The sequence below is a fragment of the Planosporangium flavigriseum genome (genome assembly GCF_011947225.1).
GTDB lineage: Bacteria > Actinomycetota > Actinomycetes > Mycobacteriales > Micromonosporaceae > Planosporangium > Planosporangium flavigriseum.
In genome coordinates, this window is the sequence record NZ_JAATVW010000001.1 from 211,636 (window position 1) to 232,584 (window position 20,949).

12 protein-coding genes, 1 pseudogene and 2 CRISPR repeat arrays are annotated in these 20,949 nt (G+C 68.6%); of the genes and pseudogenes, 4 read left to right on the forward strand and 9 right to left on the reverse strand.

What is annotated here, in order from left to right:
• The first annotated feature begins 27 nt into the window (after nt 1–27).
• On the forward strand, nt 28–2,118 hold the full coding sequence (locus HC028_RS00875; RefSeq protein ID WP_168071776.1) for an N-6 DNA methylase: 2,091 nt from the start codon (nt 28–30) through the stop codon (nt 2,116–2,118).
• 256 nt (nt 2,119–2,374) lie between these two features.
• On the opposite strand, the gene HC028_RS00880 is transcribed toward HC028_RS00875, so the two are convergent.
• The 5 genes from HC028_RS00880 to HC028_RS00900 all read right to left on the reverse strand — a co-directional run bounded on the left by HC028_RS00880 (nt 2,375) and on the right by HC028_RS00900 (nt 9,652).
• Nucleotides 2,375–2,533, reverse strand: coding sequence for a hypothetical protein (locus HC028_RS00880; RefSeq protein WP_168071777.1), 159 nt, complete (start codon nt 2,531–2,533; stop codon nt 2,375–2,377).
• A gap of 72 nt (nt 2,534–2,605) precedes the next feature.
• A CRISPR array of direct repeats spans nt 2,606–4,036; the repeat unit is 28 nt; unit sequence GGACCATCCCCGCGTACGCGGGGAGCAG.
• A 71-nt stretch (nt 4,037–4,107) separates the two neighbouring features.
• A CRISPR array of direct repeats spans nt 4,108–6,638; the repeat unit is 28 nt; unit sequence GGACCATCCCCGCGTACGCGGGGAGCAG.
• A 273-nt stretch (nt 6,639–6,911) separates the two neighbouring features.
• A complete protein-coding gene (locus HC028_RS00885; RefSeq protein ID WP_168071778.1) occupies nt 6,912–7,355 on the reverse strand; it encodes a hypothetical protein in 444 nt (147 codons plus the stop codon).
• Nucleotides 7,356–7,684: 329 nt separating this feature from the next.
• A complete protein-coding gene (locus HC028_RS00890; RefSeq protein WP_239075519.1) occupies nt 7,685–7,942 on the reverse strand; it encodes a hypothetical protein in 258 nt (85 codons plus the stop codon).
• Nucleotides 7,939–8,526 (reverse strand): hypothetical protein, encoded by a 588-nt coding sequence (locus tag HC028_RS00895; protein ID WP_168071779.1) that lies wholly within the window; start codon nt 8,524–8,526, stop codon nt 7,939–7,941. Before HC028_RS00895 ends, HC028_RS00890 begins: the two co-directional genes overlap by 4 nt.
• A 394-nt stretch (nt 8,527–8,920) precedes the next feature.
• Complete coding sequence (locus tag HC028_RS00900) at nt 8,921–9,652, reverse strand: TauD/TfdA family dioxygenase (RefSeq protein WP_168071780.1); 732 nt, start codon at nt 9,650–9,652, stop codon at nt 8,921–8,923.
• A 593-nt stretch (nt 9,653–10,245) separates the two neighbouring features.
• Here HC028_RS00900 and HC028_RS00905 point away from each other — a divergent pair.
• Both HC028_RS00905 and HC028_RS00910 read left to right on the forward strand, forming a co-directional pair.
• Complete coding sequence (locus tag HC028_RS00905; RefSeq protein WP_168071781.1) at nt 10,246–11,646, forward strand: NsdA family TPR-like regulatory protein; 1,401 nt, start codon at nt 10,246–10,248, stop codon at nt 11,644–11,646.
• A 109-nt stretch (nt 11,647–11,755) separates the two neighbouring features.
• Entirely contained in the window at nt 11,756–12,139 is a 384-nt protein-coding gene (locus HC028_RS00910; protein ID WP_203981358.1) for a RidA family protein, read from the forward strand.
• Nucleotides 12,140–12,238: 99 nt separating this feature from the next.
• Here HC028_RS00910 and HC028_RS00915 read toward each other — a convergent pair whose 3' ends face one another.
• From HC028_RS00915 to HC028_RS00930, 4 genes are all read right to left on the reverse strand, one after another.
• A complete protein-coding gene (locus HC028_RS00915) occupies nt 12,239–12,988 on the reverse strand; it encodes an FAD:protein FMN transferase (RefSeq protein ID WP_168072203.1) in 750 nt (249 codons plus the stop codon).
• Nucleotides 12,989–13,035: 47 nt separating this feature from the next.
• Nucleotides 13,036–13,644, reverse strand: coding sequence for a hypothetical protein (locus HC028_RS26930; protein ID WP_203981359.1), 609 nt, complete (start codon nt 13,642–13,644; stop codon nt 13,036–13,038).
• Between the two features lie 14 nt (nt 13,645–13,658).
• On the reverse strand, nt 13,659–14,948 hold the full coding sequence (locus HC028_RS00925) for a ferredoxin reductase family protein (protein WP_239075520.1): 1,290 nt from the start codon (nt 14,946–14,948) through the stop codon (nt 13,659–13,661).
• Between the two features lie 608 nt (nt 14,949–15,556).
• Entirely contained in the window at nt 15,557–20,248 is a 4,692-nt protein-coding gene (locus HC028_RS00930; protein WP_168071783.1) for an MBG domain-containing protein, read from the reverse strand.
• A 503-nt stretch (nt 20,249–20,751) separates the two neighbouring features.
• Here HC028_RS00930 and HC028_RS27225 point away from each other — a divergent pair.
• Nucleotides 20,752–20,883 (forward strand): annotated as a pseudogene (locus HC028_RS27225) (IS6 family transposase); the annotation flags it as partial.
• Nucleotides 20,884–20,949 lie beyond the last annotated feature (66 nt).

The following is a 20,949-nucleotide window of genomic DNA, read 5'->3' on the forward strand; positions in this document are numbered from 1 at the left end:
TATATCGACGCGTGCTAACGTTCACGTGTGACAACGGAGCGGAGTGCAGCGATCGGGGACGCCACCCTGACTGCCAGCGGGATCGCGCAACTGGCCAACGTCGGCAGGGCGGCTGTGAGCAACTGGCGTCGTCGGTACGCTGACTTCCCCGCGCCGGTCGGCGGAACGCCAACCAGCCCATTGTTCGACGCGCGCGAAGTGGAGCAGTGGCTACGCCGACAGGGCAAGCTGCACCAGGTCGGCATCGAGCAGTGGGCATGGCGACACATCGAGAGCTACCAGCCCGCAGCGCAGATCGGAGACGCCCTCGCCATCTCCGGCGCCTACCTGCTCGTCCGCTCCGATCAGCCCGTCGCCCGGAGCAACGCCCTGCTTACCCCGAAACAACTGGTCACTCGGCTGCGCGCGCTCGACCGCCGCTTGGCCGACCTGGTCGGCGGTGTGCTGCCGGCGCAGTGGACGCCACAGCTCACCACTGTGCTGGGCATGGTCGACCAGCTCAGTCAGGAGCAGGACCCGGAGGACGCCTTCGAGTACCTACACAGTCAGTACGTAATCTCAGCGCACTCGATGTCCGGCCTCGCCGGCACTCCCGACAACGTCGCCGAGGTGATGCTGGCCCTCGCGGGCTCCGGCGCGAGCACGTTCGACTTCACCTGCGGCACCGGGTCGATCCTGCGCATGGCTGCTGACCGGGCGCTGCACAATGGCGTGGCAACACACTGCTACGCACAGGAGATCAAGCCGCAGTACGCGCTGATCACCCTGCTGCGCCTGTGGTTCGTGCACCGCCGCGCCCAGCGCGCCGGTTTGACGGCGGAACCGCCGATCATCCACGTCGGCGACAGCCTCCTTGCCGACGCGTTCCCCGATCTGCGGGCCGATGTCGTCGTGGCGAACTTCCCGTTCGGCATCCACGACTGGGGCCACGACCAGCTCGCGTACGACCCGCGCTGGACCTACGGCCTGCCCCCGCGTACCGAGCCCGAGCTCGCCTGGGTGCAGCACGCCCTGGCCCACCTCTCCCCCGGCGGCACCGCCGTTGTGCTCATGCCCCCGGCCGCCGCGCTGCGCCCGGCGGGCCGCCGCATCCGCGCCGAACTGGTGCGCCGCGGCGCGCTGCGTGCGGTCATCGCCCTGCCCGCCGGTCTGATGCCGCCAACCGGCATCGGGCTGCACATCTGGGTACTCACCCAGCCCGATCCACAGCAGCCGCCCGCTGGCCGTCTGCTGTTCGCCGATACCACCGCATCAGAAACCAGCACGCTCGCCGACGTCGTTGGGAACGCATGGCGTGTCTATCTGTCCGGTAAGGACGGTGAAGCATCCGGCATCCACCGCTCCATATCCGCCATCGACGTGCTCAACGACCAGGTCGACTTAACGCCGCAGCGCTACCTGCCGCAAGCTGGCACGCTCGCCGCCGATCCGGCCCAGACCATCGTCAGGATCAGCGACTTCGACCGACTCATCGACGAGGTACGGCGCGGCCTACCCAGAGTGCAGAAGGGGACGACGGCAGCACTGAGCACGGCACCGCAGGCCAGCCTGGCCGACTTGATCCGGGCGGGCAGCATGTCCGTGCAGCGCACGGTCTCCCGTACTCATGCGAACAGAGCGATGGCCAGCGGGGCCGTGCCGGCCTCCTCCGACCTCCCCAGCGGATCAGTGACCGGCACGACCACTCGCGCCGGAGACGACGATCCCGTACCACGCGTACGCGCCAACGACATCCTCATCCCGGTCATGGGCCGCGAGATCGTCGCCCGGGTGGCCACCCCCGAGCAGATCGGCACCGAGCTAGAGCCCAACGTGCAACTCGTACGCGTCGACCCGGTCCGGTTCGACCCATGGTTCGTCGCCGGTGTCCTCTCCTACTCGGACAACCTGCGCGTTGCAGGTCGGACGTCCAGCTCCACCAATGGCACTCTGCGTATAGATATCAAGCGCCTCACCATCCCTGTTCTGCCGCTGGACCAGCAGCAGACGTACGGACAAGCCTTCCGTCGGCTCGCCGAATTCCGCGCCGGACTTGACGAGGCCACCGCGATGGGCACCGCCCTCGCCCGCGAGATACGCGACGGACTCACCGCAGGTACCCTCACCGTCTCTTCCTGATCGAACTACTCCACGAGGAACCATCGCACGCCCTGGAGCGCCCAGCGCTGGACTTAACGATGGTGTTGTGAAGCTGGGCAAAGCGTGCTGGCACAACCGCGCGCAGTCCGCATTCGGGCGAGCCCTGCCATAAGCCAAACCCACATCGCGGGCACCACAATCGGTATCCGGCACCGGCAACCGCCCCGGCCAGATTAGGGCCGTCGGAACATCACGTTACTGGCCGCATGCGTCGGCGACGCAATGCAACAACCGCCTACCCTGCCACGGGCAGCGAACACTTCGACCGCCGCCAGGCGGCCTTGCTCTCCCCCATCGGCGCCTCGGTGATCAGCAGCCCCGGCGCCAGCATCCGGCAGCCCTTGTTCACCACCGCCGTCTGCACAGGCTGGGACTGCGCATTGCCTCTCATCATGGACCCGCGGCGCCTGGGACCCGGGTACGCGGGGAGCAGTGCCGCTGCTCGTCGGTCTTGGGCTGGTCGGCGGGATCACCCCCGCGTAGGCGGGGAGCAGGTGGCCTACTCGATTCCGAATGTCGGCGGCCGTGGACCATCCCCGCGTACGCGGGAGCAGGACGATCCCGAGCCCGGTAGAGAGCCTCGTAAGGGACCCTCCCCGCGTACGCGGGGAGCAGGAGCTGGCCGCTTTCGCCGCGCTCCGGTACGCCGGACCACCCCCGCGTACGCGGGGAGCAGGTCACCGGGATCGTGTCGGCGATCCGGGACACCGGACCATCCCCGCGTACGCGGGGAGCAGGGTTCGCCCGGTCGTCCGTCGCCGTCGCCGCTGGGACCATCCCCGCGTACGCGGGGAGCAGGGCTCGGCTGCCACGACATCGACGTGGTCGAGGGACCATCCCCGCGTACGCGGGGAGCAGGCCGTAACCAACGGATCGGGCATCAGCCGAGAGGGACCATCCCCGCGTACGCGGGGAGCAGCCGACACGACTTCGCTGTTCGTGTCGACCCTGAGGACCATCCCCGCGTACGCGGGGAGCAGCCGGGTAGGCCACCGGCCCATCCGACCAGGTCGGGACCATCCCCGCGTACGCGGGGAGCAGGTCAACGAGGTCCTGGCCGTGCGCACCGACACGGGACCATCCCCGCGTACGCGGGGAGCAGCTCGGTGCAACCGTTCTCGTCGCAGCGGTGACGGGACCATCCCCGCGTACGCGGGGAGCAGTGGCTTGGTGGTCGTCGCGAGCGTGAGTCTGGTGGACCATCCCCGCGTACGCGGGGAGCAGGTCGGCCGACGCGGGGCGGAGCGGGGCGCGGAGGGACCATCCCCGCGTACGCGGGGAGCAGGACGAGCGGGGCATGGCGGTGTTCCCGGCGTCGGGACCATCCCCGCGTACGCGGGGAGCAGCTTCCCGGTCACCGTTTGCAGCACGTCAGGGCGGGACCATCCCCGCGTACGCGGGGAGCAGGGTGAGCTGCGCCGACCCGGAGGCCAGACCGGGGGACCATCCCCGCGTACGCGGGGAGCAGTGCGTTGACCAGCTCCCGGACGCCCCGCTTGCGCGGACCATCCCCGCGTACGCGGGGAGCAGTCGTCGGTGCCGAACTTGTGGAAGATGACCCCGGGACCATCCCCGCGTACGCGGGGAGCAGCCTTGGTCCCAGTCCGGCCCGTGATAGATGTAGGGACCATCCCCGCGTACGCGGGGAGCAGGCCTACGGGCAGCCGTGTCTCGGTAGCCAGCAGGGACCATCCCCGCGTACGCGGGGAGCAGGACGCCCGCGGCCGGCTGAAGCGGCACACGACCGGACCATCCCCGCGTACGCGGGGAGCAGCCTTTGGACGGGTTGAGCAGGCCGATCGACTCAGGACCATCCCCGCGTACGCGGGGAGCAGGTACCGCCGCGGCACTCGATCACCGTGTGACCGGGACCATCCCCGCGTACGCGGGGAGCAGGGTGTCTCCGACCGTTATCCCCGCGTACGCGGGGAGCAGTCTTGACGTTCGGTCGGCAAGTTCGGGGCGTAGGGACCATCCCCGCGTACGCGGGGAGCAGGCCCAGACCGCGGAGTGACGCAGCGCCGTGTCGGGACCATCCCCGCGTACGCGGGGAGCAGGGGCGCGACCCACACCATCAGCACCACCAACAGGGACCATCCCCGCGTACGCGGGGAGCAGTTCTTCTGGACCATGGGTCACCGGCCCCGGCGAGGACCATCCCCGCGTACGCGGGGAGCAGGCCTCGCCCAACGCGCGCGACCCGCCGTTGGAGGGACCATCCCCGCGTACGCGGGGAGCAGGGCGGGGGCCATGAGTTCGTGGACGCGGCCCTGGGACCATCCCCGCGTACGCGGGGAGCAGGCCTGATCCGTTCGGCGGCGGACCCGTGATCGAGGACCATCCCCGCGTACGCGGGGAGCAGCCCGGCGCCGGGTACCCGCCCGTAGCCCGACGGGGACCATCCCCGCGTACGCGGGGAGCAGCGACGCGGGTGGTGTGCTCACCCGCGCCGACCGGGACCATCCCCGCGTACGCGGGGAGCAGAACGGCGACGGTGGCGAGAGCGTGCGGTTCACGGGACCATCCCCGCGTACGCGGGGAGCAGGTCTTGGCTGCCACCTGCCCCCGGATGCGTAGCGGACCATCCCCGCGTACGCGGGGAGCAGGCTCCAGCGGTGATCAGCCAGCGCACCAGTTCGGGACCATCCCCGCGTACGCGGGGAGCAGCCCGGTGGTCAACCCGATGCCCGGCGACCTCGTGGACCATCCCCGCGTACGCGGGGAGCAGCCGAGGACGCCCGCGTGCAGGACGGCGCGCTGGGGACCATCCCCGCGTACGCGGGGAGCAGGGCACCCGCCAGCTGTCCAGCCCATGGGTCAACCGGACCATCCCCGCGTACGCGGGGAGCAGAAATCGTTGCGGATGCTCGGCGTGCCGGCCCGGGGACCATCCCCGCGTACGCGGGGAGCAGGGCACCCCCGGCGAGCGCGTGTCCTACCAGGCGGGACCATCCCCGCGTACGCGGGGAGCAGGACGTCGTAGCCGGCTTCCTCGAGGCTCATGGCGGACCATCCCCGCGTACGCGGGGAGCAGTCACCCATCTCGGTGGCCACACCGGTGCACAGGGGACCATCCCCGCGTACGCGGGGAGCAGTCATGCTCTCCAGTTTGGCGGGACGCCAACAAGGGACCATCCCCGCGTACGCGGGGAGCAGTCCGGCCCCATTACCTGATACATCGTGGCCTCCGGACCATCCCCGCGTACGCGGGGAGCAGACCGAGGGAACCGCGACCGGCACCTACCGACGGGGACCATCCCCGCGTACGCGGGGAGCAGCCCTGCTAGGGCAGCACCGTGTACGCGTCGAGGGGACCATCCCCGCGTACGCGGGGAGCAGTTGTGGTCTCGCACCAGCCACGTCGTGGCGTCCGGACCATCCCCGCGTACGCGGGGAGCAGCTACGCGTGAAGGCCGAGCAGGCGCGCATCGCGGGACCATCCCCGCGTACGCGGGGAGCAGGCGGCCCGTTGCTCCATCTGCCACTCCCCCGGGGGACCATCCCCGCGTACGCGGGGAGCAGGGGTGTCGGGCTCGGGGTACTCGCTTGCTGGGCTGGACCATCCCCGCGTACGCGGGGAGCAGCGCTTCACCGGCCGTACCGGCCCGGTGCAGTACGGACCATCCCCGCGTACGCGGGGAGCAGGACACCGACGGCGTGATCGTCGCCCCGTTCGGCGGACCATCCCCGCGTACGCGGGGAGCAGGGCATCGACCTGGCCAAAGTCAAGGCCGCCGGGGGACCATCCCCGCGTACGCGGGGAGCAGCGGTCACGGCGTAACCGCGACACCCACCGACGTGGACCATCCCCGCGTACGCGGGGAGCAGGGCTACCGGGTGGGTCAGCAGATCGCCGAAGCAGGACCATCCCCGCGTACGCGGGGAGCAGCAGCTCAACCAGCCCTGGCACGGGGTCAGCTGGGGACCATCCCCGCGTACGCGGGGAGCAGCCGATGTAGGGCAGCACCTGCGCCGGCTGGTAGGGACCATCCCCGCGTACGCGGGGAGCAGAACGCACTATGTAGTTATTTAGCGGGTGCCAGGGGACCATCCCCGCGTACGCGGGGAGCAGGCAGACGTTCACTGTCCAGCGGTCCATGGACGGGGACCATCCCCGCGTACGCGGGGAGCAGATGCGGGAGGACGCGTCGGCGAGGCTGTCAAGCGGACCATCCCCGCGTACGCGGGGAGCAGGCGCCGCTGCCCTGGTCGCCCGGGGCGACCGCCGGACCATCCCCGCGTACGCGGGGAGCAGGACGGCCCACCGGATCCGTCGCAGCTGGGGCAGGGACCATCCCCGCGTACGCGGGGAGCAGGGGGCGGCTGGCGGTGGAGCGCTGGCCGCTCTGGGACCATCCCCGCGTACGCGGGGAGCAGGGGGCGGCTGGCGGTGGAGCGCTGGCCGCTCTGGGACCATCCCCGCGTACGCGGGGAGCAGACCAGCGCCGGCCCGCCGGCCTGGTTCAACGAGGGACCATCCCCGCGTACGCGGGGAGCAGACTTGTTCACCTGCGGTTCTGAAGATCCAACTCTCGGATTTCGTTCACTTCATTCAACACAGGCTACGCCGACCACGTTGCCTAGCGGCGTCGCTGCGTACTTCTCAGCGGGCATCATCACCAGAGAGGTTAGCCCGGCGCCGCGGCCGCGCATCGGGGATGGCCTGGGGTCCTCCCATAGCCGAGGTATAGACCGGATTCAGCATGTCTCTGTCAAGCTGAGCCTCCCGACCTGGGCCACACACCGAACGTGGCTCGTAATGCGGCCAGCTGTCAAGGACCGAGCGCATACCGCTGGAAGCACTCATCACTCAAACGGTCCAGGTATGCCCCAACCAAAATGACGTCGGCCGGCTCAAGACTGGGATCGTGCTGGTGCGCGAGGTCAAGCAGCTGGTCCAGGCTGTAGCGGCCGAGTACTGCGGCCCCGTCGATGTAGTCGCGTACCTCTCGACGGCTGACGAGGGCCGCTGCCTTTGATGCCACCACGTCATCAATGCGCAGCACAGGGCCGATGCCCATCACGATGGGACTGCACAACCGATCGAGCCGGCCAAGGCTGAGCACCAGGCTGCGCCCGTCCCGCCGCACGCGGAGCTCCCGCATGTCTCGGTCGAAGCCGTAGAACAGCTCCGACAGGTTACTGTCGGGATCTTCCTGGTGCACCACGAAGCCCGCCGCCTGCAGGGCGACAGGTCGGGCACCAGCCACCGTCACACGCCCAGGTCGTGGAAGGCAGTGGTGACGACGCTTGCGACGACGGCGGCATCGCTGCGGACAGCCTGGCGGATTTCTGGTGCCTCACGGATCATCGGGCTGCTCACGGCGTACTCCTAGTTGGTTGAGGAGGGGTCGGCTGGACTGTGGAAGGGTGCGGGGTGACTGCACGCGCCGGTTCGTGCGGAGCGCGGGTGCAGGCTCAACCAATGCCAAGCCGTCAGCGAACACGTGCATCGGCTCGGTAGTGCTCTACAACCGTTGCCGCAGAAGGAACCGGCCGCCGGCCCTTGAACGATGTGCATCGCGGCGATCGTCAGTCGCAGCACTCATTCGTTGCCGAACCACGTGTACGGCGACGACCGCCGCCCGATCGCCTCTGGCCGGCTGGCACCGGGCTTGCGACGCGGCAGGCGAAGCGTCCGGGAGAACATCACGACAGCGGTCTCTCGCTTCGGACACGGACCAGGGATCCCGCACGCGACGCAGCAGCCGTCTGCGCTGGACGTGACGTGTGCATCGAGCAGGCGCTGCGCCTCGGCCAACTGTGCGTCGGCCGTCATCGCGTAGTACGTGGTCGACCTCATTGCCTCGTTCCACCCTCCCTGGATTCCGCCGAACGCGCGCAATCCGATAACGCCAACGCCCCACCGGATACGTGCGCACCGGTGGCCACCTCGGCACGCAGCAACGTTTCGAAACGCTCTGCGCCGAGCTCACCGGCCAATCGCCGCAGCCGCTGCACGCCGGCGGCGGCCGATAGCTCGCGCATAACCGCCCACAGCGGCTGATTGACCACCCAGCGGCACACAAGACGGTGGGGGCTCTCCCCCGGCGTCGACGGTGCCGCCTTCCCCACCTGAACCAGCCACGCCGCGAACACCGACATCGCCGCATCGGCGAGCACATGACGCTGATCCCGCTGAGGGCAGAAGCCGAGGACCATGGCCACCTCGCCGAATACCTCGTGCAGGTCGACATGCACGGTGCGTGCGGTGACGGCCAGGTCAACAGAGTCTGATAGCGGAAGACTGCCCGCTAGCCGTGTCAGCCGCTCCGCCGCCGTTCCCAGGATCCCGACCGGGACCGCCCATGGCCGGTCCACCTGCATTCGGCCTTCAGTGATGGAATTGGTCTCGACGTCGCGACGTCGATGTAGCAGGAGGGTCATCAGTTCTCCTCGTCGAGGATCATCGGCGCCACACTCCTGCCCACCAGTGGGAGCCGGCATTTCGGAGCCGCTCGTCAGCCCTAGCACCGCCAGACGAACCTCGAGCAGGAAGGGGGTCAGCCCAGCCGGCGCATCGGGGGCAACTCTTGACCGTGCCGCATTCGGTACACCATCTGCTCTTAACCTTGAACGACAGCAGCCCCGCCAGGAACCCGAGCAGCACTGCCGGGATCACTGTGACCAGGTGGCTCATGCCGCTCTCCTCTCGATGGCTCGGCGTGATACGTCTGCGCTCCGCAGGACATAAAAGTTGGGTTGATCGATGGCCCGCGCGGGAGTCGTGAACGGGCCCGGGTCGGTACACATACCGCCACAACAAAAGCGCGTGTCTCCACTACTGCGTGGCGATGAGGACGCGGCGAAGGTGCCGGCTGCGATCACCGAACCCGTTGCGGGCATGCATCATGCGCCAGTTGTCCCAGATAAGCGCGGCATTGCGCTCGATCCGAATGGCGCGCTTGTTCGCGTCGAAGAACTGCCGGCCACCGTCGACGTAGCGCGGTAGCAGTCCGTCGTCCACCCGCACGATGTCCTGATTCGAGTAGCGCATGACCAGCCCGTCATCGTGAGGTTCCAGGATCGGATGGCGGGCAGATATCCGCACACCCTGGCTTGCCAGGCTGGGGCTGGACCGCCACTCGTACACCCGCGAGCGCATGAGGTCTTGGTCGTCTGCCGAGAACTGCTGCAGGAAGCGGTGTCCGTCCGCGAGCGTCGTCTCACCACCGGGCCCCTCGGCTGGTCGGACGCACCATAGCGCCACGTAGCGAGGTGGGATTCCTTCGAACTCGTACGACTCTGTGTGCGGCGTCAGTTCCCGGGTGTTCGAGGCGGAGTAGACATCGTTGCCGATGTCCGGTGCAGGCCGAATATCACGGACGAGAGCGCCGCTGTACTGACGCGCGAGCGGGCCAAGGCGGGAAACCTCGGCCAGGTAGTCGAAACCGTCGGTAATGCCGGTGAGGTAGACGTAGCCATCCGCGTCCAGCAGGTGTCGCATCAGGGCAAGGTCGTCGTCACGGAGGCTTCGACCGACGCCCGAGATCGTGTTGGGAAGATGCGTCATCGTGCACCTTCCCGCCGTCCGGTCGTTGCCCGCGCCGCCTGAAGAGCGGTGAGCACGGTGGACACGGTCGGCAGGTCTGCACCATGAGCAGAAGGCGGCACGACCCAAGATCCAGTAGCGGCCGGGTCGGTTGCGTCCAACACGCTCCCCGCTGCTGTCACCTCGATCCCGAGGGACTCGCAGTCGACCGGCATTGACGGGGCGGCGAGCGCTGCAGCGCCTGAGCCGACCCGAACCAAGAACAACATCCTGTCGCCGAGTTGCGCCATCGGCGGAAGCGGCCCGCCAGCCCGCTCCAACTCGACGAAGACTCCGCAGCACAGGTCAAGCGGCGCCGTTACCACGTCGCACTGCAGTCCGCTCAGCTCCGACGCGTTGAAGGCGCCGTCCACCTCCTGTCCCAGCCATGCGGGATATTCAGGAACCGCGCAGGTCCCGACATCGCTTGAGATATTCATTGGTTTCATTGTTAGATCACCTCCGGTGGCATGACCGTCCACAAGCAGTGAAACGGGGACGGCACCCGCTTAGTAGGCTTGAGTAGCACCGGACGTGTTGAACGCGTTGAACGCTCCACCTAGGAAGGTCCGGCGATGGGTCGCACCGAGAAACGGCGCAACGAGCGGCTGTCAGCGATCATCAAGGCATGTGGCTGGTCCTACGAGTCCTGCGCCCATGCGATTCGCGCCGTGGCGAGGGAGAGCGGCGACGACTTACAGTCAGTGAACCGGTCGCATGTAGCGCATTGGATCTCCGGCGTCCGCCCGAGCGGGCGTACGCCGCAGTACCTGGCCGAGGCGGCGACAAGGCGCCTTAGCTGGCAGGTCACGCTTAACGATCTCGGGCTTGGCCCGGACGCCGATCCCGGACCGGCGCTACCCGATCTAGATTGGGGATGCGACCCCGTCGCCGATCTCGTCACTGTAGGGAGGGCCGACTTGGACCGACGCGACTTCGCGAAGACGGCCCTGTACTCGCTGGCCGCGCTGGCCGTTCCTCTCGACTCCTGGGAGGAAATCGCGGAGCGGGGCAAGCGGGCACGTACCGCAGGTGCCGTCGTCGGTGTCGGCGAGGTCGACGCCGTCCGGCACATGATTGCCACGTTTTCGCAGGCGGACGAGCGGTTCGGGGGCGGCCACGCCCGGCTGGCGATCGTGGCCTACCTGACCAACGACGTAGCCGGGTACCTGCGGAGTTCGTTCGGCTCTGACGACGAGCGACGTGCGATGTTCAGCGCCGCCGCCGAATTGACCTATCTCGTGGGCTGGAAGGCGTTCGACTCCGGCCAGCAAGGTATCGCCCAGCGGTATTACCTGAGAGCACTGCGGTTGGCGAACGAAGCCGACGACGGCGCGCTCGGCGGATTCATCCTCCGGGCGATGGCACATCAGGCCGTCGACTTGGGGCATGGTCAGGCATGCCTTCGGCTGGCCGAGTCGGCGCTGGAGTGGTCGCGCAAAAGCGCCACGCCGGGTGCGTCCGCCCTATTCACGGTCGTCAAGGCACGCGGCTACGCCGCCGAACGGCAGAAGGAACCGACCATCGCGACGCTTCAGGCCGCAGAACGCCTGCTTGACCGGGTCGACTGGAGTGCCGAACCGGTGTGGATCCATCGGATGGGCTTTGGTGAGCCCTCCCTGGCAAACCAAACCGCGCAAGCGCTTCGCGGTCTTGGCGACCTCGAAGAGTCCGAACGCCAATTCCGCCGATCGACCGCCACCCGTGACGGGACAGCCCATCGCCGCATTCAGACTCTGACCCTGGCGAACCTCGCAGACGTGCAGTACACCCGCGGCCAACTCACCGATGCCTGCAACAACTGGTCCAAGTCACTGGACACGATGACTGGCCTACAGTCAGCCCGGGCCAATCAAGCCGTCCTCAATCTACGGCGCCGCCTCAGTGCGCTCGGACCGCGCCAGCCCACCTTTGCCCGCAAGCTCGACCAACGGGCTGCCGCGATACTTGGCATCGGCCACACAGGTCAGTCCTGAATCGCCACCGATCACACTGGCACTTCTTCTGCACGCTCCACGCCGGAATCGCCCATCAGTCCGCAGCTATTCGAGCTAAATCTGATTTGGACAACGGAGGTATGTACTAATGCTCCACGAGGTCGTTACCGGCGCTGATGTACCCCGCCCACTCGGACCGTACTCGCCCGTGGTCCGCACCGGGCACCTGCTGTTCCTCTCCGCCCAGACAGGCATCGACCAGTCGACCGGCGCAGTGCCGGAGGGAGACTTCGAGGCCGAATGCCGCCAGGCGTTCGCCAATATCGAGCAGGCGTTGCGTGCGGCCGGGTCGGGCCTTCAGTACGTCGTCAAGACCACCGTCTTCTACGCCGACCTTGCCGACCTTCCGACTATCAACAAGGTGTACGCCGACGTCTTCCCGAACAACCCCCCCGCACGCTCAGCCGCCATTGTCGGACTTGCCGGTGGACGACGCATCTCCGTCGACGCCATCGCAGTCCTTCCAGGCTGATAACTGCCAGCGGCAATGACGCTGTCGAGATCGGTGATGATGAGGCATGATGGCAACGGCCGTGGCGGCAAGCCATCCACAACTCGACGGCGGTCTTGATCAGCCAGCGGGGGCGGTAAAGATCGACGCCGGTACCTCCGGCAGCCCCGGCGAACGGAATCCCTGCCCGTCCTCGGTCACCACCGCCACCTCGTAGCCGGGCAGCGCGGCCAGCCACGGCAGGCCGGCCATGCTCATGGCCACCCCGGCGGTGGCGTACGCGTCGGCCACGGCCAGATCCGGGCCGACCACGGTCACCGACCGCAGCGCCTGCGCCGGCTCCCCGGTGCGCGGGTTGACCACGTGGAATCCCCGCTCGTACGTGCCGGACGTCGCTATCGCGAGGTCGTTGCCGGCCACCACCAGGTACGCCCCGTCGTGCTGCCAGGGGTGGCGAATCGGAATGTGCCACCGCTCGCCGGGTGCGGGGCAGCCGCGGACCCGTACGTCGCCGCCGGCGTTGATGAAGTGGTTGGTGCTGCCACCGGCGACGAGCCGTGCCGAGGCGACCTCGGCCGCCCAGCCCTTGACGTAACCGGACGGGTCGAGCGGGCCGGTGGCGTACACGTCGAAGTAGCCATCCGTGTCGCGCCACAGCCGCGCGCAGGCGTCGAGGACCTCGCGCAGGTGGTCGGACCACTGCGCCGGTGGCAGCTCCCCGCGGTGCAGCCGGCACACCTCGCTGTCCGGCTTGTAGGTACTGAACCTCCGGTCGACCTCGCGCATCCACGAGAAGAAGTCGTCGGCGAGCGCAGCGAGGGTGGCCTCGGGTAGCGGGTCGGCCAGGTCGATGGCGATCATCGTGCCCATCATGTCCTCGGCCCGGCGCAGTCTGCTCATGTCGGCGTGCGCCCCGCTCAGATTCCGGCCTTGGTCAGCGCCACTTTGAGCGATGCCTGGTACGCGGCGCTGGTGAGGCTCGCACCCGAGTAGTGGATCTGGGAGAAGCCGGTCTTGTAGTACTGGACAGCCATGGTGTTCAGCGCCGGGATCGCGCTCGTGTTCTTGCTCCAGTTCGACTGGCTCAGCGCGCCCGAGGCGCTGCTCATCGCGCCCCCGCAGACCTTGATGGTCACGGTGACCGCCCCGATACCCGGCTTCGACACGCTGGCCGCGCTACCGGTGGCGGTGGTGCACGCCGGGGCCGCCGGCGCGGCCGGCGCGGCCGGCGCGGCCGGCGCGGTCGTCCCGCCGGTCGTGCCGGCGCCAGCGGTCGCCTTCGCGGCGGTCGGCGCGGGGGAAGCAGTAGCAGGCCCGGGCGCGGTGGTCGGGCTTGGCGTCCCCGCACCGCCGCCGCTGCCCGCGGTCGGGTCGGGCATGCCCGGCTCCCCGCCCGCAGCCGGCCCGGCAAGGCTCGAGGTGTTGCTGATGCCGGCACCGGACGCCGGGCTGGTTCCGTACTTGGCACCGACGAGCAGGGCGGTGCCGGCAACGGTGCCCAGCAGCGCAGCGGTGGCTCTACGCACGACAATCTCCCAGATCAGAATTCGAACGGGTCAAGGTGGATCTGACGCTTCGGTACGCGCAGGCGGCGCAGTACCTTGACCGACATCGAGATGAGCCCGTTCGGGCCGCACAGGTACACGTCACGCCTGCGGACGTCGGGTACCAGTTCGCGCATGCCGGTAGGGGTGAACAGGTGCCGCGGCGCGGGATCGTCGCGCCCGCCCAGGACGTACCAGACCTGCGCGCGCTTCTCGACCGCCAGGCTGTCCAGTTCGTCGCGGAAGACCAGGTCGTCGGCGGAGGTGGCACGGTACAGGACGACCGTGCCGGCCGGGAGGTCCTCCAGCAGCGCCCGGATCGGCGCGATGCCGCTGCCGCCGGCGATCAGCAGCGCTCCCGGCCGGACCCGGCGGTCCGCGGTGAACGCCCCCGACGGGCCCTCGGCGTACACCCGGTCACCGGGTTTGAGGCGCTGCAGGCCGCGGGTGTGATCACCGACGATCTTGACCGTCAGGCGCAGCCAGTCGCTGTTCGGCGCCGCCGACAGCGAGAACGGATGCGCCTGCCACCAGTTGCCGCGGGTCAGGAAGCGCCAGCGGAAGTACTGACCGGCCTGGGCCTCCAGTTTGTCCAGGCGCCGGCCGCCGACATAGATCGACACCATGTCCGGAGCCTCGCCAACGACCGCCACCACCCGGAAGCGGTGCCGCAGGTTCAGCCAGAGCGGCTCCAGCACCCGGCCCCAGATCAGGCAGACGACCACGAACACGTACAGGCTGGTCCAGTACCACCGGGCGAAGCCGCCCCGCAGGAGGTCCGTGCCGTCCGCGAACTGGTGGCCGTATCCGAGCAGCAGCACGAGGTAGGTGGCCAGGTGCACGTAGTACCAGAGTTCGTACGGCATCCGCCGCCGGATCGCGCGAATCGACAGCGCCCCGATCGCGACCAGCACGCCGGTGGCGACGAAGGCGCTGATCATGTCTTCGTACGTGGTGAGCATGGTCCACGTTTCACGGCCCGCCGAGACGTTCGCCGCCGCGGCGTACCCGAAGATGGTCAACACCGCGTGTGCCGGTATCAGGATGACCAGGACTCCGCCCAGCGACCGGTGCCAGATCAGCAGGTCGTGCGCGCCGACCCACTGCTCCAGCCAGGCCACCCGGCTCATCATCAGGACCTGGACCAGCAGCACGAAACCGCCGACCAGCCCGGTGATCTGACCGGCCGCGATCAGCGCCGGACCCGCCCCGGTGATCGAGCCCGAGGGGTTGCCGAGCCACCACACCTCGACGCTGGCGGCCAGGGCGAACCAGAACAGGATCACGAAGAACAAGCGGTTGCCGGCGTTGACCCGCCTCGGTCCCGTGCGTGACCGGTGCGGGTCGTACGCGGCGGAACCGCCACGTGGCTCCTCGCTCAGGTCTAGGTAAAGCGGTTCTTCGTCTGCGAAGAGCGGTTCCCGGTCTATGAAGGGCGGTTGTTGGTCTATGAAGAGCGGTTCTTCCACTGCCCGGCGTGTCGCATCGGCTGCGGCGATGACCCCGTCCATGTCCGGTCCGGGGCGGTCCGTACCCAACCAACGCTCGGCGGCCATGAGGCTGCCTTGTCGTCGTTCCACAGCGGTGTTGATACCAGCCGGCCGGACCGCCGCACCACGGCGAACAGCACACTTAAAAGACACTTAGTTCTGGCTTTAAGCCACGCTATCCATAGGTCACTCAGCGTGCACAGGCGATTACCGTGAGCGGAGAGCGCGGTTCGGCGAAACCGCACGCGCCGTAACTTTCTCAGCAAATCGACCCGCCGCGATTGCCGCGCCCCGCCAACCGACAGTTGGGGTGGGATTGCCCCCGACCTCGGATCGCCTGAGGACCGCCCCGGCGGGCGCGGAGGTGTTCTCCGCTCCCGCCGGGGCGTTCGTGCCGCTGCCTGTCAGGACGTGAAGTTGAACAGGCCTCCGGTGGCGGTGGTAGCCAACAGGTCCTGGCTGCCGGCGAAGGTGGCCGTGTAACCGCGTTGCCGGATCACCCAGGCGTCTTGCAGAACGCTGATCTGGCAGATCGCGGCACCGTTTGCGCCGGTGACCGCGGTACACATGGCCTTGCCGCCGGAGGTGAACGCGATGGTCTGTCCAACGGCCGGCTGGGCCGGGCTGCCGAAGGTCAGCGTCGCGGTGAGCGTGCCGAACCTGACGGTGGCACCTCCGCGCGCCAGGGTGACCAGCACACCAGCTGGCGTCAGCTTGGCGGCCGCCTTGTTGACCGTCAGGGTGCCCGGCCGGAACGCGAACGTGTAGTTCGCCGATGCCAGCGTGCCCTGCGCTGGGGTGATGGGGTAGGTCCCGGCGTGCGACGTTTCGGTCGCGGTGGTGCTCAAGGCCGGGTCCCCCGAGTACGCCGCCGCGGTGTCGCCGTTGACCAGGCCGCTGATGGTGGCCGTGAACACCGGGTCGGCACCCTGGTAAACGCGGGTGGCGTCGTTCGCGGCGACGGTCAGGACAGCCTTGGCGACGGTCAGCGTGCCGGCCGTGTAGGTCACGGCGTAGTTGGCGGTGCTGTCCGGCCCGGCGCAGGTGACCGGGTAGCTGCCGGCCGGGTAGCTGCCGCCGCCGATGACACTCGCCGTGGTGGCACACCGAATGGCGTCCAGACCGGTCGAGGCTGCGGTGTCGGCCGCGACGAATCCGCTCAGCGACGGGTTCAGCACGATCGACGACGCGGCGACTCCGTACGTGGTTGCCGGGCTCGGCGCGTTCACCGTCAGCGCGGCCTTGTTCACCGTGAGCGTGGCCGGGGCGTAATCGACGGTGTAGTTACCGCCCGCGTCCGCGCTGGTGCAGGTGATGGCGTAGCTGCCCGCCGCACTGTGCGGTCCGGTCACGCCACAGGTCGGTGCGCTGATTAGGTTGTCCGAGCCGACGAGACCCGCGATCGTGTACCCGAAGGTCGGGTCGCTGCTGCCGTAGCTGATCGACTGGTCGTTCGCGCTGATGCGAACCGCCGCCTTGAGCACGGTCAGCGTCCCAGCCTGGTACGACAGCGTGTAGTTGCCGCCGCCATCGCCGCCGGAGCAGACGATCGGGTAGGTGCCGGCGGCGGTGTGCGGGCCGTCCACCCGGCAGGTCGGCTGCGCCACCAGCGATTCACCAGGCTGCAGGCCGGATACGGTGTAGGTGAACGCCGGGTCCTTCTCCCCGTAGGTGATGGTCTGGGACGCGGCGGTCACCACGCCGGGGGCCTTGGCAACGGTGAGCGTGCCCGCCACATAGGCGACCGTGTAGTTCGGGCCCGCATCGGCACCGGTGCAAGCAATCGGGTACGTGCCCGCCTGGCTGTGCGCGTCGGTGACCGCGCAGGTCGGGGTGGTGCCGAGCGTGTCGGAGCCGACCAGACCCGAGACCGAGTAATGGAACGCCGGGTCTGCTTGGCCATAGATCGTCGACGCACTGTCGGCGGTCACAGTGACCACCGCCTTACCGACGCTCAGCGTCCCCGGAGCGTAGGTGATGTGGTAGTTCCCGCCCGCCTCGGCACCGCTGCAGGCGGTCTGGTAGCTGCCGGCAGCAGTGTGCGGGTTCGCCGCGGCGCAGGTCGGCTCGGTCTGCAGGCCGTCGTTGCCGATCAGCCCGGTCACCGTGTACCCGATCTCCGGAGTGGCATCACCGTACGTGCTGCTTGCGTTGCCGGCCTGGACCACGAGCGGCGCCTGCTGCACGGCCAGTGCGCCATCGGAGTAGCGGATCGTGTAATTCGGGCCGGCCTCCGCGCCGCTGCAGGTGATCGGGTAGCTGCCCGCATCGTGGTGGCCGGCGGACACCTCGCAGACCGCCGGGGTCTGGAAGGTGTCCTGCCCGACCAGACCGGTCGCCTTCCAGGTGAAGGTCGGGTCGTCAGCGCCGTAGCGCCGCGACTGGTTGTCGGCGGTCACGGTGACGACCGCCGGGCTGACCACGTAGGTGCCGGGCTTGTAGTCGAGCACGTAGTCCGAGCCGGCATCGCCCCCGCTGCAGGTGATCGTGTAGGTGCGAGCACTGGAGTGATCGCCGTCGACCCCGCAGGTCGGCGCACTGGTCAGCTTGTCGGCGCCGACCAGACCGGTCACGGTGTAGGTGAAGGCCGGCTCGCTGCCGCCGTACGTGGCGCCCTGGTCGTTCGCCGTCACGGTCGCGGTCGCGGCGGTGATGGTCAAGGTGCCAGGCGAGTAGCTGATCGCGTAGTTGTTCCCGGCGTCGGCGCCGGCGCAGGCGATGCCGTAACTGCCGACGTGCTGGTGGCCGTCGGCCGCGCCGCAGGTCGGCTCGCTGGACAGATCGTCCGTGCCGAGCAGGCCTTGCACCTGGTAGGTGAAAGCCGGATCGGCAGTGCCGTATTCGCGGGTGGCTGGGTTCGCGGTGATCACCACCGGAGCCTGCGTCACCGTCAACGTGCCAGGTGCGTAACTGATCGTGTAATTGCTGTTGGCGGCGGCGTTGGCACAGGTGATCTCGTAGCTGCCGGCGTTGGAATGCGCGGGCGCGACCTGGCAGGAGGCCGGGGTGGTGAGCTGGTCGGCGCCGACCAGGCCGGCGACGCTCGAGGTGAACGTCGGGTCGTCGCCGCCGTACTGCCGAGCCTGGTTGTCGGCGATGACCACGAGCGGAGCCTTGTCCACGGTGAGCGTGCCGGTCGCGTACTGCAACGTGTAGTTGCCGCCTGCGTCACCGCCGGAACACGTGATGGGGTACGTCCCGGCGTCGGCGTGCTTGTCGGCCACGCCGCAGGTCGGCTCGCTGGCGAGCTTGTCAGCGCCGACCAGGCCGGCGACGGTGTAGCTGAACGACGGGTCGCTCTGGCCGTACGTGCTGCGCTTCGGGTCGGCGGTGATCAGCCCGACCTTCTTGCCCACCGCAAGCGTCGCCGGCGCGTAGCGAACCGTGTAGTTGCCCCCGGCGTCGGCACCGGTGCAGGTGATGTCGTAGGTGCCGGCGTCGGTGTGCGGGCCCTGCACGCCGCAGGTGGGTTCGCTGGTCAGCTGGTCGCCCCCGACCAAGCCGCTGATCTTGTAGGTGAACGTGGGGTCGGCGTCGCCGTAGACCACCGAAGCGCTGTCGGGCGTCACGGTGACGACCCCGGTGCCGACGGTCAGGGTGCCGGGCGCGTAGCTGAGGGTGTAGTTCGGACCCGCATCGGCGCCGGAGCAATTGATCGGGTAGGTGCCCGCCGCAGTGTGGCTGCCCTGGGCGGCGCAGGTCGGCGCCGTGGTGAGGGTGTCACCGTTGCGCAGGCCGTTGACGGTGTAATCGAGCTTCGGGGTGGCCTCGCCGTAGGTCTGGCTGGCGTTACTCGCCACGATCGTCGCCGCCGCCTTGGCGACGGTGAGGGTGCCGGCGGTGTAGGTGGTCACGTAGCCGGTCTTGGCGGACGCGCCGGAGCAGACGATCGGGTAGGTCCCGGCCGCGGCGTGCGCCCCACTCACCCCACAGGTCGGCGCGGTCGTCAGCTGATCGGTGCCGAGTAACCCCGACGTGCGGTACGTGAAGACCGGATCCTCGTCGCCATAGGTGATCGTCTGGTTGTCCGCGGTGATGTTCAGCGGCGCGGTCCAGGTGCGAGTCGCCGACGCGCGGGCGATGCACGACGTGGCGCCTGAAGGCTGGTAACAAGCAGAGATCTGGTCGGTGCCATAGGTCGAACCGGTGTAGCTGAACACCGCGTTGCCGGACGCGTCAGTCGTCACGGTACCGGTCGTCGGGTTCGCGCCCGCGACGGTGAAGTTGACCGGGGCGTTCTGGTAGGGGGCACCGTCGGCGGTGGTCAGCGTCGCGGCGACCGACTGGGCGATGCCGATGTTTCCGGTACCGGCGGCGGGTGCCATCGCGAGCTGGTAGTTGACCGGCGTGGCGCCGGGGACGCAGTTGGTCGCCGGGTCGGGCACGAAGCCGGCGATCAGACCGTGCAGGAACACAGCGGAGTCGACCTGGCTGTCGCCGTTGTCGAAGATCGAGAAGTACACCGAGTGCGCGCCGGGCGTGACCTGGGTTGAGGCCTGCAGCAGGCCGGTGGCACCACCGGCAGCCTTCCCCGAGTCGGTTCCCCACCCTGCCGGGAATTTGGCTGCGCCGTTGAACTCGGTACCCGCCCCGTTGGCCGGGCTCAGTCCGCCGAGGCCGGCCGAGTTGATGCTGACGACCTTCTTCGACGAATCCAGTGCGAAGTCCTTCGGCGCGCTGATCGTCGTGCCGTTGGTAGTCCAGGTGCTGCTGTCCAGTTCGGCGATGAACGCGTCGTTATAGCTGCCACCGGAGTAGACGGGGTACTCCTGCGACAGGAACTTGAAGTCGAAGGTCAGGCAGTTCGCGGACGGCGGCACGGTGAGGTCGACCTTGAGCACGGTCACATCGAAGGCGGAGTTGCCGCGCCCCGACACTGCCGTCGTCCTGAGCGAGCTGCTGCCGAACACACCCGGCTTCGGCACGTCGGCGACGTTGCCGGTGGTGAGAATGCCGAACGACGACGACCCGCTGGACGGGAAGCCCGCCAGCGCGCTGTCCGAAACCCCGTTCGGCGTACCCGAGGACGGCACGATGACGTACGAGGCGCCGGTGATCGTCGTCTGCGGCGCGGCGAGAGCGCGCGCAATGGTCATCGGCGCAGTGCTCCCGCTCGGCGACGTGACGGACGCCGCGGCCGGGGTCGCGGGGACCGTTGCAAGACCGAAGAGCGACACCGCAGTACTCAAGGCGACCGCACGACGGCGAGTAGGCGACGCGGGAGCGTCAGACACGACCCGCCTGCTCCGTTGGCGAAGTTTCTGGGCAGCGCGAAGCGAAGCAGACAGCATGGATTTGGGCCCCTCCCCCGATTTGTCGGCTGAATACTGGTAGGCGCCGTTTCACCTGTCAATACGCGCTGTGTCACCTGTCAATAGACGGACCTAACGCTGGGTCATCGGCTACACGGACGGCCGTCCATATCGGCCCACATCGACACCCTCGTCCGCCTTCCGTCGCCGTCAGCTCTCCATTTAGGCGGCTCTATCCGTACCTCTGTCCATTAGCATCGGTCGGCGTGATCCTTCCCAGGACTCGAGCCGCTACCGACCCTGGAGCAGTTCACCCCACCCGGGCTTGCTCGCCAGGTGACGCTTCCGACGACGACGCGGCCCGGCGATTCTTCCGACCGGCGCTGTCGATATTGGAGGTAACGCCCGCCGAGGTGGTTACCGATGCCGCGGCGGTCTACCCCGCCGTCCTGGACGAGCTGATCCCGTCGGTGTGGCACCACGTCGAGCAGTACGATCTGACCGCGGACCCGGCGGGGGTTGAACACGTCCCCGGTCCCACAACG

Coding starts and splice junctions, on each gene's coding strand:
- HC028_RS00880 (WP_168071777.1), bottom strand. CDS start 2,533: ATGATGAGAGGCAATGCGCAGTCCCAGCCTGTGCAGACGGCGGTGGTG.
- HC028_RS00890 (WP_239075519.1), bottom strand. CDS start 7,942: ATGAGGTCGACCACGTACTACGCGATGACGGCCGACGCACAGTTGGCC.
- HC028_RS00895 (WP_168071779.1), bottom strand. CDS start 8,526: ATGACCCTCCTGCTACATCGACGTCGCGACGTCGAGACCAATTCCATC.
- HC028_RS00900 (WP_168071780.1), bottom strand. CDS start 9,652: ATGACGCATCTTCCCAACACGATCTCGGGCGTCGGTCGAAGCCTCCGT.
- HC028_RS00905 (WP_168071781.1), top strand. CDS start 10,246: ATGGGTCGCACCGAGAAACGGCGCAACGAGCGGCTGTCAGCGATCATC.
- HC028_RS00910 (WP_203981358.1), top strand. CDS start 11,756: ATGCTCCACGAGGTCGTTACCGGCGCTGATGTACCCCGCCCACTCGGA.
- HC028_RS00915 (WP_168072203.1), bottom strand. CDS start 12,988: ATGGGCACGATGATCGCCATCGACCTGGCCGACCCGCTACCCGAGGCC.
- HC028_RS00930 (WP_168071783.1), bottom strand. CDS start 20,248: ATGACCATTGCGCGCGCTCTCGCCGCGCCGCAGACGACGATCACCGGC.